This window comes from Geodermatophilus amargosae (genome assembly GCF_041028265.1).
Classification (GTDB): domain Bacteria; phylum Actinomycetota; class Actinomycetes; order Mycobacteriales; family Geodermatophilaceae; genus Geodermatophilus; species Geodermatophilus amargosae_A.
In genome coordinates, this window is the sequence record NZ_JABGCW010000002.1 from 459,429 (window position 1) to 473,938 (window position 14,510).

Here is a 14,510-nt window from a genome sequence, read left to right on the forward strand (position 1 = left end):
GCCGCGGGCTCGCGAGGGGCAGCGGGATCTGGGTCAGGCGGTCGTGAAGACCAGCGCGATGTTGTGGCCGCCGAAACCGAAGGAGTCGTTGACCGCGGCGTCGAAGGAGGCCTTCCGCGGCTCGCGGCGGACGATGTCGAGCGCCTGCACGGCCGCGTCGTCGTCGGGGTCGTCGAGGTTGACCGTGGCCGGGACCACCTGCTCGCGCAGCGCGAGGATGGTGAACACCGACTCCAGGGCGCCCGCGGCACCGAGCAGGTGGCCGGTCTGGCTCTTGGTGGCCGAGACCATGGCGTGCTCGCCGACGGCGCTGTGGATGGCCGCGGCCTCGGCGGTGTCGCCGACCGGCGTCGAGGTGGCGTGCGCGTTGACGTGGCCGATGTCGGTGGGGGAGAGGCCGGCGTCGCGCAGCGCCGCGCCGATCGCCCGGGCGGCGCCCTCGCCCTCGGGGTGGGGGGCGACCAGGTCGTAGCCGTCGGCGGTCGCGCCGGCGCCGGCCAGCCGGGCGTGCACCCGGGCGCCGCGGGCGGCGGCGGTGTCGGCCCGCTCGAGGACCAGCGCCGCCGCGCCCTCACCGAGGACGAAGCCGTCGCGGCCCTTGTCGAACGGCCGCGAGGCCCGCTCGGGCTCGTCGTTGCGGGTGCTCATCGCCCGCATCGCGGCGAACCCGGCCATGGGCAGCGGGTGCACGCAGGCCTCGGTGCCGCCGACGATGACGACGTCGGCGCGGTCGAAGCGCAGCAGGTCCAGGCCCCAGCGGATCGCCTCCGCGCCGGAGGCGCAGGCGCTCACGGGGGCGTGCACGCCGCCGCGGGCGCCGACGGCGAGCCCCACGGCCGCGGCCGGGCCGTTGGGCATGAGCATCGGGATGGTGAAGGGCGAGACCCGCTTGGGGCCCTTCGCCTCCAGGACGTCGTCCTGGCCGAGCAGGGTCAGCGCCCCGCCGATGCCGGTGCCGAAGACGACGGCGATGCGCTCGGAGGGCACCCCCGCCTCCGCGGCACCGGAGTGCGCCCAGGCCTCCTCGGCGGCGATGACCGCGACCTGCTGGCTGCGGTCCAGCCGCCGGGCGCGGACCCGGTCGATCTGCGAGGCCGGGTCACTGGCCAGCGCGGCGACGAGCTGGGCGGGGAAGTCCTTCGCCCAGTCGTCGGTCAGCCGGCTGATCCCCGACCGCCCGGCCAGCAGGGCCTCCCAGGTGCTCGCGACGTCGCCGCCGAGCGGCGTGGTGGCACCGAGACCGGTGACGACGACGTCGCGGTCGGACGTGCTCATGACGTGTTCCTCCTGGGATGGGGCGGCCGGGGGCCGGGGGAGCGGGCTGTCAGCCCTTGTTCTTCTGGATGAAGCTGATCGCGTCGCCCACGGTCTTGATGTTGGCGAGCTCGTCGTCGGGGATGGCCACGCCGAACTTGTCCTCGACGGCCGTGGCGATCTCGACCATCGACAGCGAGTCGACGTCGAGGTCCTCCGTGAACGACTTCTCCGGGGTGGCGTCGGCGGGGGCGACCCCGGCGACCTCCTCCAGGATCTCGGCCAGACCTGCCTGGATGTCCTCGCTCACGCGGGGGTCCTCTCTCTCGGTGGTGACGGGCGGTGCCCGCCGTCGGGCCCGGGGGATCCGGGGGCTGGGGTGCCGGTCAGGGCAGGACGAGCACCTGGCCGGCGAAGGTGAGGCCGGCGCCGTAGCCGAGGACCAGCGCGAGGTCCCCGCTCTTGGCCTCGCCGGACTCCATCAGCGCGGTGAGCGCCAGCGGGATCGAGGCGGCCGAGGTGTTGCCGGACTGCACGACGTCGCGGGCGACGACGGTCTCCTTGCCGAAGCCGAGCCGCTTGGTCATCGACTCGACGATGCGCAGGTTGGCCTGGTGCGGGGCGAACACGTCGATGTCCTCGGGGCCGACGCCGGCGGCCTCCATGGCCTGGATCAGCGTGTCGGTGAGCCGGGTGGTGGCCCAGCGGTAGACCGCCTGGCCGGCCATGGTCATGGTCCCGGTACCGGCGGCGATCTCGATCGCGGAGAACTGGTCGCCGTCGCTGCCCCACGCGACCGGGCCGATGCCCGGCTCGTCGGACGCGCCGACCACGGCCGCACCCGCACCGTCGGCGAAGATCACCGCGGTGGAGCGGTCGGTCTGGTCGACGACGTCGGTGAGCCGCTCGACGCCGACCACCAGCGCGTTGCGCGCCGAGCCCGCCCGGATGGACGACGCGGCCACCTCCAGCGCGTAGCAGAAGCCGGCGCACCCGGCGTTGAGGTCGAAGGCACCCGGGCGCGGGATGCCGAGGCGGTGGGCGACCTGGGGGCCGATGCCCGGGATCGGCTCCTTGAGGCTGGCGCTGGCCAGGATCACCAGGTCGACCTCGTCGGGGGAGAGGCCGCTGGCGGCCAGCGCCTTGCCGCCGGCAGCGACGGCCATCTCCTGCAGCGTCTCGTCCTCCGACGCCCAGCGGCGCTCGGCGATGCCGACCCGCGTCTGGATCCACTCGTCGTTGGTGTCCATCACCTGGGCGAGGTCGTCGTTGGTGACCCGCCGGCGCGGGCGGTAGGCGCCCAGGCCGAGGATGCGCGCGCCCGGGGCGCCCTCCGGCAGTCGGATGCTCACGCGGGGACCTCCGGGTAGAGACGGGCGAGGGGGTCGCCGGCGCCGACCAGGTCGCCGTCGTGCACCAGCCACTCGGCGAGGACGCCGTCGTAGGGGGCGGAGACGTTGACCTCCTCGCGGCGGCTGCGCACGCAGCCGAGCGGGGTGCCGGCGGGCAGGCGGGTGCCCTCGGGGACGTCGGCGGGGCTCACCGTGCCGCGGACGGGGGAGACGACGACGCGCCAGTCGGGCTGGTGCTCGGCCTCGGGCCGGCCGCGCGCGGCGTCGATGAGCGACCGGGCGCGGTCGAGGTCGCCGGGGCCGGCCAGCGCCAGCACCTCCACGTCGGTGCCCTTCCACTCCCGCTTGGCCAGGCCGGCGAGGGCCCCGGCCGGCGGCAGCTCGAGCGCCGCGGTGACGCCGAGCTCGTGCAGGGTGGTGAGGCACGCGTCGAAGTGGACCGGGCTGGTGACCTGGCTGACCAGGCGGGTGAGCACCTCGGCGCCCGTGGAGACCGCGGCGCCGTCGGCGTTGGACAGCAGCAGCCGGCTCGGGTCGGCCGGGCGCAGGCCGCCGACGAGGCCCTCGAGCTCCTCGCGGGCCGGGGCCATGTAGGAGGTGTGGAAGGCGCCGGCCACCGACAGCGGCACGACCCGCGCCTTGGCCGGCGGCTCGGCCTTGAGCGCGGCCAGCCCCTCCAGCGGACCGGCGACGACGACCTGGCCACCGCCGTTGAGGTTCGCCGCGCTCAGCCCGTGCCGCTCCAGCGCCGCCGACAGCTCGTCGGGGTCGCCGCCGAGGACGGCGGACATGCCGGTCGGGGTGAGACCGCAGGCGCGGGCCATCGCGCGGCCGCGGACGGCGGTCAGCGCGATCGCGGCCTCGACGGACAGGACGCCGGCCAGCGCGGCCGCGGTCAGCTCGCCGACGCTGTGCCCGGCGATGACGACCTCGCGGCCGGTGTGCGGCGTGTGCGCCACCGGACCGGGCAGGCCGCCGAGCTCGCGGGCGACGAACAGGCTCATCGCCACGACCAGCGGTTGGGTGACGGCGGTGTCGCGGATCGCCTCCGCGTCACCGGTCGTGCCGAGGGTCAGCAGGTCGGCGTCGGCGATCGCGCCGGCCCAGCGGAAGAAGGACTCGGCGCCGGGGAGCTCCAACCAGGGGGTGAGCATCCCGGGCTTCTGCGCACCCTGCCCGGGTGCGAGGACGGCCAGCACCTCCTCACCGTCTCATCCGGTCGGGGGTCCCGCGCGCTCGTCCGGAACGAAAGGACACCACATCCCTTTGGAGGATCTCCACAATCGGAGGACGCGGACGGGCCGTCGGGGAGCCGTTCCGTGGTGGGGACCACACGGAGCGCTCGGTCCCCTAGTGCCAGAGGGAGCGGTCGCCGTCGAGGTCGGCCAGTGCCAGCGCGACCTGCAGGGTCCAGGCGCCCCGGGGGTCGGTCACCACCAGGCCGGTCAGCTCGGCGGCCCGCTTGAGCCGGTACCGCACCGTGTTGGGGTGCACGAACAGCGCCCGCGCGCTGGCCTCCAGGTTGCCCCCGGCGGTGAGCACCGCCCGCACCGTCTCCAGCACCTCGCCGCCGGCGGCGCGCAGCGGCAGCACCGCCCGTGCGGTGAGGGCGGCGCGGGCCAGCGGGTCGCCGTCGAGCGCCCGCTCGGGCAGCAGTGCGTCGGCGGACACCGGACGCGGGGCGCCGGGCCAGGCGCGCGCGGCCCGGAGGCCCGCCAGCGCGGCGGCCGCCGACCCGCCGGCCGCGCTGAGCCGGTCGACCACGGGCCCGAGGACGACGGGGCCCGGCCCGAACTCCTCGGCCACCCGCTCGGCCGCCGTCGGCACGTCCTCGGCGCCGCCCAGGACGACCACCAGCTGCTCGGCGTGTACGCCGACGAGCACCTCGCAGCGCTGCGAGCGGGCCGCGCGCCGGACGCCGGTGTGCGCGTCGCCGTCACCGGGCGCGGCCCCGACCAGCACCGACACCGGGCCGGTCCCCGCCCAGCCGAGCGCGGCGGCGCGGCCGGGCAGCTCCTCGGAGCGCTCGCCGCGGACCAGCGCGTCGACGACGAGGGCCTCCAGCCGCGCGTCCCAGGCGCCGCGGTTCTCGGCGAAGCTGGCGTACACGTGCGCGGTGGCGAAGGCGACCTCGCGGCTGTACTGCAGCACCGCCATGCGCAGCGTGTCGGCGTCGCCGGGCGCGGCCACCGACTCGACGTGGTCCTCCATCACCTCGACGGTGAGCTTGACCAGGTCCACGGTCTGCTTGAGCGGCACGGCGCGGACCAGGTCGCGGGGGGCGGCGCCGAACACCTCGCCGGTCAGCCGGGGCGGGCGGCCGGGCGCGCGGCACCACTCGACGAGCGAGGCGATGCCGGCCTGGGCCACGAGCATCACCCACGAGCGCTGGTCGGCCGGCATGGTGCGGAACCACGGGAGGTCCTCGTCCATGCGGGCGACGGCGCGGGTGGCGATGGCGCCGGACGCGCGCTCGAGCCGCCGCAGCGTCGCCGCCGTCGGCGGGTGGTCGATCACCCGGTGGGCCACACCGGTCAGCGTGTCACGGTCCGGCGCGTCGGGGAGAGTGGGGGAGTGAGCGCCCCGACCACCACCCGTGCCCGGCTGCGCCGCCGGGTGCTGGCCGCCGCGGGCGCGGGGGTCGTCGTCCTCACCGTCCTGGGCGCCGGGGTGGCCGCCCGCTTCGGCCCGCAGGTGCGCCTCGACGACGCGGTCAGCCGCGGGCTCTACGCCGGCGACGACCGGTCGGCCCTGCGCGGCGGCCTGCTGGAGGTCCTCACCACCCCCGGCGTCACCTGGTTCCGCGTCCTCGTCTTCCTGCCGGTGCTCGTCTGGCTGGTGCGCCGCCGCGCCTGGCGCACCGTGGTGTGGGTGGTCGTCGCGATCACCGCGATCGGGCCCCTGACCACCGCGATCAAGGAGCTGGTCGGCCGCGCCCGCCCGGCGTTCGAGAACGGCGGCCTCGTCTACGAGGGGCTCAGCTTCCCGAGCGGGCACTCCTCGGGGATCGCCACGCTCGTCGTCGTCGGGCTCGTGCTGGCCTGGCCGCGGCTGGGCCCGCCGGGGCGCCGGGCCGCCGTCGCCGCCGGGGTCGCGCTGGCCGTCCTGGTCGGGCTGACCCGTGTGTGGCTGGGCGTGCACTACCCGTCCGACGTCGTCGGCGGGTTGAGCCTCGGGACGGCGTGGTCGCTGCTGCTGGCCCTGGGAGCCGGCGGCTTCCCCGGCGGGCCCGGCGCGCTGCCGGAGCGGGACGCCGTGCCGTGACCGGCCCCGAGGGCAGCACGCTGCTCGAGCCGGGCGACGGCTCGCTCGGACCGCTGCTGCGGGTCACCGACGACCGGCTGCCGCCCGGCGCCGGCTACGGCGTGCACGCCCACCGCGCGGTCGACGTCGTCGCCGTGGTGCTGGCCGGGTCGGTCACGCACCGCTGGGGGGCGGGCGCACTGGTGGGCGCCGGCGACGTGGGGGTGCTGCGGGCCGGCACCGGGCTCGAGCACGACGAGGTCGCCGGCCCCGACGGCGCCCGGGTGTTGCAGTCCTACCTGCGCCCCGCCGCGGCCGGGGCCGCGCCGGCGCACGAGGTGGTGCACGCCCCGCGCGGCTGGGTCGACCTCGGCCGCCCCGACGCGCGGCTCTGGCTGGGGGAGGACGGCCCGGACGTCCCCGCCGGCGTCGTGCTGCGCCCCGGCGGCGGGGTCGCCGTCGTGTGGCGGGTCGACGCCGCCCGCCCCGCCTGGGCCGGGTGACCGGGAGCCCTCCAGGTCGCCTCAGGCGGAGGCGCGCACCACGAGCCGGGTCGGGCAGACCCGTGCCTGCACCCCGGCGTCGCCCTCCACCTGGCGCAGCAGCAGGTCGGTCATGTGGCGGGTCATCTCGTCCAGCGGCTGCGCGACCGTGGTCAGCGGCGGGTCGGTCGTAGCGGCCGCCGCGGCGTCGTCGAAACCCACCACGGCGACGTCGCCGGGCACGGAGCGGCCGGCGTCCCGCAGTGTCCGCAGTGCCCCGACCGCCATCGCGTCGGAGGCCGCGAACACCGCGTCGAGGTCCGGCGCCCGCTCCAGCAGCGCGGCCATCGCGCGGGCGCCGCCGGCCTCGGTGAAGTCCCCCGCCGTGACCAGGGCGGGGTCCGGCGCGATCCCGGCGCCCTCGAGCGCCGCGCGGTACCCGGCGTGCCGGTCGATGCCGGCGATCATGTCCTGCGGGCCGCTGATGGTGGCGATCCGCCGCCGCCCTCCCCCGAGGAGGTGCGCGGTGGCGTCCCGGGCGCCGCCGGTGTTGTCGGCGTCGACGTAGCAGACCGAGTGGCCGTCGAGGGGCCGGCCGGACAGCACCAGGGGCACCCGGGCCTCGGCCAGGACGGCGGGCAGCGTGTCCTCGCGGTGCAGCGACATGAGGATGACGCCGTCGACGTGCCCCTGGCGGACGTAGCGGGCGACCTTCTCCTGCTCGCGCTCCCCGCGGGCGGCGAGCAGCACCAGGTTCAGGTCGGTGTCGGCCAGCGCGGCCGACAGCTCCCGGACGACCCGGGCGAAGAACGGATCGCTGAAGACCTGGGTGTTCGACTCCGAGAGGACCAGCGCGATCGTGTCGGTCCGCCGGGTGACCAGGCTGCGGGCCGCGGGGTTGGGCACGTAGCGCAGCTGGGCGACGGCCTCCTCGACGGCGCGGCGGGCCTCCGGGCGCACCTTCGGTGAGCCGTTGACCACGCGCGACACCGTCGCGCGGGACACCCCGGCGAGCTGGGCCACCTCGTCCAGGGTGGGCGAGGAACCGCGTCCGGCGAGCGTCGTCACGGGCCCTCCTCCTGTCGCGCGGCGGGTCCATCGTGCACGGCCCGGGCCTCCGGCGCCTTCTGCGACGTGCCCTCTTGACAGCGGTGTGTGGTGCCCATCACTCTCCTCCCATCGGTCGTGAGAGCGCTTTCACGGCCGTCACCATAGCCCGAGCGGAGCCGTTCGGGAACCGATCCTGGAGGACCGATGACCGTTCCCCCGAGACGCAGGGTGGCGCTCGGCGCCGCGCTCGTCGCGACCCTGATGGCCGCCGGTTGTGGGGGCTCCGGCTCCGACGACGGCACGATCACCCTCGACCTCGGACTCTTCGGCACGTTCGGCTTCGAGGAGGCCGGGCTCTACGACGAGTACATGGAGCTGCACCCCGAGATCCGCATCGAGGAGGAGTCGGTCGAGCGGTCGGCCGACTACTACCGGGCGCTGCAGACCCGCCTGGCCGCGGGCTCCGGCCTCGCCGACATCCAGGGCATCGAGATCGGCTTCGTCGCCGACGTCGCGGCCAACCACGCCGACGCCTTCGTCGACTTCGCCGCCCGCGACAACGCCGACGAGGTCCTCGGGCACTACTACGACTGGAAGGTCGAGGGGGCCACCACCTCCGACGGCCGCGTGGTCGGCCTGGGCACCGACGCCGGGCCCGAGGCCATGTGCTTCCGCCGCGACCTGTTCGAGCAGGCCGGCCTGCCCACCGACCGGGAGCAGCTCGCCCAGCTGTGGTCCACCTGGGACGGCTACCTCGAGCTGGGCCGGCAGTACGACGCCTCGCCGACCAAGCCCGAGGGCAGCGCGTTCCTCGACAGTCCGGCCAGCGTCTTCTCCGCCGCCGTCTACCAGGGCCAGACCGCCTACGACGACGAGGACGGCAACCCGATCCCCGAGTCCAGCGACGGCGTCGCGACGGCGTGGCAGCACGCCAGTGCCGCGGCCGGTGAGGGCATGACGGCCAACCTGATCCAGTTCGGCGACGAGTGGAACTCCGCGTTCGCCAACGGCGCGTTCGCGACCATCTCCTGCCCGGCCTGGATGCTCGGCTACATCACCGGCCAGGCCGGTGACGAGGGCGAGGGCGTCTGGGACGTCGCACCCCTGCCCGGCGGCGCCGGCAACTGGGGCGGCTCCTGGCTCGGGGTGACCGAGTCCAGCGAGCACCAGGAGGAGGCGATCGCCCTCGTCGAGTGGCTGACCGCGCCCGAGCAGCAGGTGCGCATGTTCACCGAGGAGGCGCACTTCCCCTCCAGCCAGCAGGCGGCAGAGGACCCGGCGGTGGCGACGGCGACCAGTGACTACTTCAGCGGGGCGCCGGTGGGGCAGATCTTCGGCGAGTCGGCGGCGGCGCTGCGGTTCACGCCGATCGGCCCCTACGACACCCAGATCCAGGAGGCGTTCACCAACGCCCTGAGCACCGTCGCCGAGGGGACCAGCCCCGACGACGCCTTCCAGGCAGCCCTCGACGAGATCGACCAGGTCGTCGGAGGCTGATCGACCCCGGCCGGTGCCCGCGCGCGTCCACCCGCACGGGCACCGGCCGGTTCCACCCCGTCCGAGGGACCCCGTTCGAGAACCCCCTGGAAGGCCCCGCATGACCATCGCCAGCGACGACCCCCGGGTCGCGGCGGCCGCCGCACCGCCACCCGCGCCACCGCCGGGCCCTCCGGTCCGCCGCCGACGCCGGCTCACCCGCAACCGCTGGGGCTACGCCTACGTCGCCCCGTTCTTCGTCCTCTTCGCCTGCTTCAGCCTCTACCCGTTCCTCTACACCGCCTGGATCTCGCTGCACGAGGTGCGGCTGTCCGACATCGACGGCGCGGAGTTCGTCGGGCTGGGGAACTACAGCGCCCTGCTGCAGAACGAGTTCTTCTGGAACGCCGCGAGGAACACGCTCACCATCGGCGTCCTCTCCACGGTGCCGCAGCTGGCCATGGCCCTGGGCCTGGCGCACCTGCTCAACTACAAGCTGCGCGGCCGGACCTTCTACCGGGTCGCGATGCTCATGCCCTACGCCACCAGCATCGCCGCGGCCACGCTGGTCTTCGCCCAGCTCTTCGGTCACGACTACGGGTTGATCAACACCCTGCTGGAGGCCGTCGGGTTCGACCGGGTGGACTGGGAGAGCGGCACCTGGACGAGCCAGTTCGCCATCTCGGTGATCGTCATCTGGCGCTGGACCGGCTACAACGCGCTGATCTACCTGGCCGCCATGCAGGCCATCCCCGGTGACCTCTACGAGGCCGCGACGCTGGACGGCGCCAGCCGCTGGCAGCAGTTCCTGCACGTCACGATCCCCGCGCTCAAGCCGACGATCCTGTTCACGATCGTGGTCTCGACCATCGGCGCGGTGCAGCTGTTCGGGGAGCCGCTGCTGTTCAGCGGCAACGGCATGACCAGCGGCGGGGTGTCCAACCAGTACCAGACCCTCGGCCTGCTCATGTACGACCAGGGCTGGACGAACTTCCACCTCGGCCAGGCCGCCGCCACCGCGTGGGCCATGTTCCTGATCATCCTCGTCGTCGTCGGCGGCTACGCGCTGCTCGCGCGCCGCCGGGCCCGGGCCGAGCGGTAGGAGCCGCCATGACCACCCTCGCCTCCGCACCGGAGGAGACCGTGTCCGCGGCCGCCCCCGTCGCTCCGCCGCGCCGCCGTCGCGGCCGCGGCGGGAAGGTGACCGCCGCCGGGCCGCTGACCTACGTGCTGCTCGGCCTGACCGCGCTGGTGTCGGTCTTCCCGCTGTACTGGACGGCGGTCGCGGCGTCGAAGACCAACGCCGAGCTCGCCGGCACCCCGCCGCCGTTCCTCCCCGACGCCGACCTGTTCACCAACATCGGCCGCGCCATGGAGGAGGCGCCGATCGGCCTGGCCATCGTCAACTCCGTCGTCGTGGCCAGCTGCATCACCGTGGGCACCGTCCTGTGCAGCACCCTGGCCGGCTTCGCCTTCGCCAAGCTGCGCTTCCGCGGCAACGGGGCACTGCTCGCCCTCGTCATCGGCACGATGATGGTGCCGACCCAGCTGGCGATCATCCCGCTGTTCATCCTCATCGCCGAGCTGCAGTGGGTCGACCACCTGCAGGCCGTGGTGCTGCCCACCCTGGTCAGCGCCTTCGGGGTCTTCTTCATGCGGCAGTTCCTGTCGCAGGCGCTGCCCGACGAGCTGCTCGAGGCCGCCCGCGTCGACGGCGCCTCGACGCTGCGGACGTTCTGGTCGGTCGTCGTCCCGGTCGCCCGGCCGGCGATGGCGGTGCTGGCGATGCTCACGTTCCTCACCGCCTGGAACGACTTCTTCTGGCCGATCATCGCCCTGACCACGGACAACCCCACCGTGCAGGTGGCGCTGGCCGGTCTCGGCGGCGGCTACGTCCCCGACACCGCGGTGATCATGGCCGGGACGCTCATCGGGACCCTGCCGGTCCTCGTCGTCTTCGTCGTCCTCGGCAAGCAGATCGTCGGCGGCATCATGCAGGGCGCGGTCAAGGGATGAGGCGCCCGTCCACCACCCCCGTCCCGTCCCGCACCCCGAGAGGCGCCTGAACCATGGCCACCGTCACCTTCGACTCCGCGACCCGCATCTACCCGAAGGCCGACCGGCCGGCGGTCGACACCCTCGACCTGGAGATCGGCGACGGCGAGTTCCTCGTCCTCGTCGGCCCCTCCGGCTGCGGCAAGTCCACCTCGCTGCGCATGCTCGCCGGCCTCGAGGAGATCGACGCCGGCAGCATCCGCATCGGCGACCGCGACGTCTCCGACGCCCCGCCCAAGGACCGCGACATCGCGATGGTCTTCCAGAACTACGCGCTCTACCCGCACATGACCGTCGAGCAGAACATGGGCTTCGCGCTCAAGATCGCCGGCGTCGCCAAGGACGAGATCGGCCGCCGGGTGGCCGAGGCGGCGAAGATCCTCGACCTCGAGGACTACCTGCGCCGACGGCCCAAGGCGCTCTCCGGCGGGCAGCGGCAGCGCGTGGCCATGGGCCGGGCCATCGTGCGCAACCCGCAGGTCTTCCTCATGGACGAGCCGCTGTCCAACCTCGACGCGAAGCTGCGCGTGCAGACCCGCACCCAGATCGCCGCCCTGCAGCGCCGGCTGGCCGTCACCACCGTCTACGTCACCCACGACCAGGTCGAGGCGATGACGATGGGCGACCGGGTGGCGGTGCTCAAGGACGGCGTCCTGCAGCAGTGCGACACCCCCGGCGCCCTCTACGAGCGGCCGGCCAACACCTTCGTCGCCGGCTTCATCGGATCGCCGGCGATGAACGTCGTCACCGGACCCGCCGTCGACGGCGGCATCCGGCTCGCCGGCGCGGTGCTGCCGGTGCCGCGCGAGAAGCTGGCCCGCGCCTCGGCCGGCACCGGCCGCGTCACCGTCGGCTTCCGCCCCGAGTCGCTGGAGATCGTCGTGCCCGGTGACGGTGGGACCGGCGGAGGCGTGCCCGTGGTGGTCAACGTCGTCGAGCAGCTCGGCTCGGACGCCTACCTCTACGCCACCCTCGGCGCCGACGACGACGGCGACGTCCTGCACACCGCCGACGTCGTGGTGCGGACCGAGCCCCGCACGGCCGCCGCGGTGGGCCAGACGGTGCACCTGCGGGTGCGCGAGGACTGCCTGCACGTCTTCGACCCGGTCACGCAGCTGCGCGTCGACTGAAGCACTCGTTCCACCCGACGGCGGCCCCGGTGCCGCCGCGCTGCCCCCTGCCCTGATCCCTCCCCCTGAGGAGTACCCCTGCCGTGACCAGCACCGACATCCGCGAGGACACCCTCGCCGGCCTCACCTTCCCGCCCGGCTTCGTCTTCGGTGCCGCGACCGCCGCCTACCAGATCGAGGGCGCCGTCACCGAGGACGGCCGCGGCCCCTCGATCTGGGACACCTACAGCCACACCCCCGGCCGCACGTTCCAGGGCCACACCGGCGACGTCGCCGTCGACCACTACCACCGCTACCGCGAGGACGTCGCGCTGATGGCCGGCCTCGGTCTCTCGGCGTACCGGTTCTCCGTCTCCTGGCCGCGGGTGCTGCCGGAGGGCGGCGGCCGGGTCGAGCAGCGGGGCCTGGACTTCTACCGTCGGCTGGTCGACGAGCTGCTGGCCGTCGGCGTGCAGCCCTGGCTGACCCTCTACCACTGGGACCTGCCGCAGGCCCTGCAGGACCGCGGCGGCTGGGCCGACCGGGACACCGCCGAGCGCTTCGCCGAGTACGCCTCCGTCGTCGTCGACGCCCTCGGCGACCGGGTGACGCACTGGTCGACGCTCAACGAGCCGATGTGCAGCGCGCTGCTCGGGCACGTGTCCGGAGCGCACGCGCCGGGGCTGCAGGAGCCCGTCGCCGGCGCCCGCGCCACCCACCACCTGCTGCTCGGCCACGGCCTGGCCGCGGCCCGGCTGCGGGCGGGCGGCGTCTCCTCGCTCGGCGTCACGCTGAACTTCACGCCGATGGACCCGGCCAGCCAGGACCCCGCCGACCTCGACGCGGCCCGCCGCCTCGACGGCCAGCAGAACCGGATGTTCCTCGAGCCGGTCGTGAACGGGGCGTACCCGGCCGACGTCGTCGCCGACCTCGAGGCGGCCGGCGCCCCGCTGCCGGTCCTCGACGGCGACCTGGAGACGATCGCCGCGCCGCTGGACTGGCTGGGCGTGAACTACTACTTCGAGCAGACGGTGCGGGCCGGCACCCGCCCGGCCGGCAAGCCGCCGACGTCGTTCATCGGCGGCGGGGACGTCGTCGAGCTCGACCCGGTGGGGCCGACGACGACGATGGGCTGGGGCATCAGCCCGCAGGCGTTCACCGACCTGCTGCTGTGGATCGGCGGGCGCGCGCCGGGACTGCCGCTCGTGGTCACGGAGAACGGCTCGGCCTGGGACGACGAGGTGGACGCCGAGGGCGCCGTGCACGACCCCGAGCGGGTCGACTTCCTGGTCCGCCACCTGGCGGCGATGGCCGCGGCGATGGACCGCGGCGCCGACGTGCGCGGCTACTTCGCCTGGTCGCTGCTGGACAACTTCGAGTGGGCCCGCGGGTACGCCCAGCGCTTCGGGCTGGTGCACGTGGACTACGCCACCCAGCGGCGCACCGTGAAGGACAGCGGCCGGGCCTACGCCGAGCTGCTGCGCCGCCACCGCGACCGGGCCTGATGACCGGCCGCCCGCCGGTGGGTCCCGTGCTCGACGACGGGACCCGCCGGCGGGTGCTCCGCGCGCTGCTCGTCGGCCAGCGGCACTCCTGGGACCAGGGCCTGACCGCCGCGGTCCTCGACGGCGACGGCGAGGTCTCCGCCCTGCGGGCACTCGTCGACGACGCCGTCGCGCGCCGGCTGCCCGACGGCCGGCTGGCCGAGCTCGACCCCGCCTGCAGCGTCAACGGCGGCGTCGTCGGCGAGTACGTGGACCTGGTGGCGCGCCGCACGGGCGACGCGGCCCTGGCGGCCGCCGCCGCGGGTCAGCGGAACTGGCTGCTGCGGTCGGCGCCCCGCGCCGCCGACGGCACCCTGTTCCACCTGGTGGGCCCCCGCGAGGTGTGGGCCGACACCGTCTTCATGGTCGTGCCGCCGCTGGCCGCGGCCGGGTACGCGGACGCCGCGCTCGCCCAGCTGGACGGGCACCGCTCCCGGCTGCGGCGACCCGACGGGCTGTGGTGCGCCCGGTGGGACGAGGACGCCGGCCGCCCCGCGGACGCCCGCGCCTGGGGCACCGGCAACGGCTGGGTGGCCGCCGGCCTGGCGCGGACGGTGGGCCGCCTGCCGGCCGCCTCCGGCGCGGTGCTCGCCGACGAGGCCCGGATGCTGCTCGACGCCTGCCTGGCGCACCGGCGGCCCGACGGGACCCTCGGCGACGTGCTCGACGACGCCGCGTCGCGCCCCGACCCCGCCGGGACCGCGATGCTGTCCTGGGCGGCACTGGCCGGAGCCGCCGAGGGCTGGCTGCCGACGCGGTACGCCGGCGTCGGGCGGTCGCTGCTCGCCACGGCCGCGGCGAGCCTCGACGGGCTGGGGAGGGTCACCGGCGCACCGGCCGCGCCCCGGTTCGACCGTCCCGGGCACTCGCCCGAGGCCCAGGCCCTCCTGCTGCTGGCCGACGCGGCGGCGCGGCGCCCCCGCTGAGGGGCGCCGCGCCGCTCGG

13 protein-coding genes and 1 pseudogene are annotated in these 14,510 nt (G+C 75.2%); 8 read left to right on the forward strand and 6 right to left on the reverse strand.

Going from position 1 to position 14,510, the window contains the following annotated elements; translation table 11 throughout:
* Positions 1–33: 33 nt before the first annotated feature.
* The 5 genes and pseudogenes from HLV61_RS03135 to HLV61_RS03155 all read right to left on the reverse strand — a co-directional run bounded on the left by HLV61_RS03135 (position 34) and on the right by HLV61_RS03155 (position 5,135).
* Positions 34–1,275 carry a beta-ketoacyl-[acyl-carrier-protein] synthase family protein gene (locus HLV61_RS03135; protein WP_369252868.1) on the reverse strand — a complete coding sequence of 414 codons (1,242 nt, stop codon included), beginning with the start codon at positions 1,273–1,275 and terminating at the stop codon, positions 34–36.
* A 49-nt stretch (positions 1,276–1,324) separates the two neighbouring features.
* Positions 1,325–1,501 (reverse strand): annotated as a pseudogene (locus HLV61_RS03140) (acyl carrier protein); the annotation flags it as partial.
* A 139-nt stretch (positions 1,502–1,640) separates the two neighbouring features.
* The gene (locus tag HLV61_RS03145) at positions 1,641–2,606 is read right to left on the reverse strand and encodes a beta-ketoacyl-ACP synthase III (protein ID WP_369252872.1); all 966 of its coding nucleotides are present in this window, start codon (positions 2,604–2,606) and stop codon (positions 1,641–1,643) included.
* Positions 2,603–3,805: an acyltransferase domain-containing protein gene (locus HLV61_RS03150; protein ID WP_369252874.1), complete on the reverse strand. Its 1,203-nt coding sequence runs from the start codon at positions 3,803–3,805 to the stop codon at positions 2,603–2,605. Before HLV61_RS03150 ends, HLV61_RS03145 begins: the two co-directional genes overlap by 4 nt.
* A gap of 151 nt (positions 3,806–3,956) precedes the next feature.
* Positions 3,957–5,135, reverse strand: a complete 1,179-nt coding sequence (locus HLV61_RS03155; RefSeq protein WP_369252876.1) for a PucR family transcriptional regulator — start codon at positions 5,133–5,135, stop codon at positions 3,957–3,959.
* A 45-nt stretch (positions 5,136–5,180) separates the two neighbouring features.
* Here HLV61_RS03155 and HLV61_RS03160 point away from each other — a divergent pair, with 45 nt between their 5' ends.
* Both HLV61_RS03160 and HLV61_RS03165 read left to right on the forward strand, forming a co-directional pair.
* Positions 5,181–5,870 (forward strand): phosphatase PAP2 family protein, encoded by a 690-nt coding sequence (locus HLV61_RS03160; protein WP_369252878.1) that lies wholly within the window; start codon positions 5,181–5,183, stop codon positions 5,868–5,870.
* The gene (locus HLV61_RS03165; RefSeq protein ID WP_369252880.1) at positions 5,867–6,352 is read left to right on the forward strand and encodes a pirin family protein; all 486 of its coding nucleotides are present in this window, start codon (positions 5,867–5,869) and stop codon (positions 6,350–6,352) included. The genes HLV61_RS03160 and HLV61_RS03165 overlap by 4 nt, the downstream gene beginning before the upstream one ends.
* 21 nt (positions 6,353–6,373) lie before the next feature.
* Here the strand turns inward: HLV61_RS03165 and HLV61_RS03170 are convergent, their stop codons facing one another.
* Positions 6,374–7,399 (reverse strand): LacI family DNA-binding transcriptional regulator, encoded by a 1,026-nt coding sequence (locus HLV61_RS03170; RefSeq protein WP_369252882.1) that lies wholly within the window; start codon positions 7,397–7,399, stop codon positions 6,374–6,376.
* Between the two features lie 186 nt (positions 7,400–7,585).
* Here HLV61_RS03170 and HLV61_RS03175 point away from each other — a divergent pair, with 186 nt between their 5' ends.
* The 6 genes from HLV61_RS03175 (at position 7,586) to HLV61_RS03200 (ending at position 14,491) form a co-directional block, all read left to right on the forward strand.
* Positions 7,586–8,878, forward strand: a complete 1,293-nt coding sequence (locus HLV61_RS03175) for an extracellular solute-binding protein (protein ID WP_369252884.1) — start codon at positions 7,586–7,588, stop codon at positions 8,876–8,878.
* Between the two features lie 100 nt (positions 8,879–8,978).
* The gene (locus HLV61_RS03180; RefSeq protein WP_369252886.1) at positions 8,979–9,959 is read left to right on the forward strand and encodes a carbohydrate ABC transporter permease; all 981 of its coding nucleotides are present in this window, start codon (positions 8,979–8,981) and stop codon (positions 9,957–9,959) included.
* 8 nt (positions 9,960–9,967) lie between these two features.
* Entirely contained in the window at positions 9,968–10,873 is a 906-nt protein-coding gene (locus tag HLV61_RS03185; protein ID WP_369252888.1) for a carbohydrate ABC transporter permease, read from the forward strand.
* Positions 10,874–10,926: 53 nt separating this feature from the next.
* Positions 10,927–12,042: an ABC transporter ATP-binding protein gene (locus HLV61_RS03190; RefSeq protein ID WP_369252890.1), complete on the forward strand. Its 1,116-nt coding sequence runs from the start codon at positions 10,927–10,929 to the stop codon at positions 12,040–12,042.
* Between the two features lie 83 nt (positions 12,043–12,125).
* The gene (locus tag HLV61_RS03195; protein ID WP_369252892.1) at positions 12,126–13,526 is read left to right on the forward strand and encodes a GH1 family beta-glucosidase; all 1,401 of its coding nucleotides are present in this window, start codon (positions 12,126–12,128) and stop codon (positions 13,524–13,526) included.
* A 26-nt stretch (positions 13,527–13,552) separates the two neighbouring features.
* Positions 13,553–14,491, forward strand: a complete 939-nt coding sequence (locus tag HLV61_RS03200) for a glycoside hydrolase family 88 protein (RefSeq protein WP_369252894.1) — start codon at positions 13,553–13,555, stop codon at positions 14,489–14,491.
* Positions 14,492–14,510: the final 19 nt, after the last annotated feature.

Coding starts and splice junctions, on each gene's coding strand:
- HLV61_RS03135 (WP_369252868.1), bottom strand. CDS start 1,275: ATGAGCACGTCCGACCGCGACGTCGTCGTCACCGGTCTCGGTGCCACC.
- HLV61_RS03175 (WP_369252884.1), top strand. CDS start 7,586: ATGACCGTTCCCCCGAGACGCAGGGTGGCGCTCGGCGCCGCGCTCGTC.
- HLV61_RS03180 (WP_369252886.1), top strand. CDS start 8,979: ATGACCATCGCCAGCGACGACCCCCGGGTCGCGGCGGCCGCCGCACCG.
- HLV61_RS03185 (WP_369252888.1), top strand. CDS start 9,968: ATGACCACCCTCGCCTCCGCACCGGAGGAGACCGTGTCCGCGGCCGCC.
- HLV61_RS03190 (WP_369252890.1), top strand. CDS start 10,927: ATGGCCACCGTCACCTTCGACTCCGCGACCCGCATCTACCCGAAGGCC.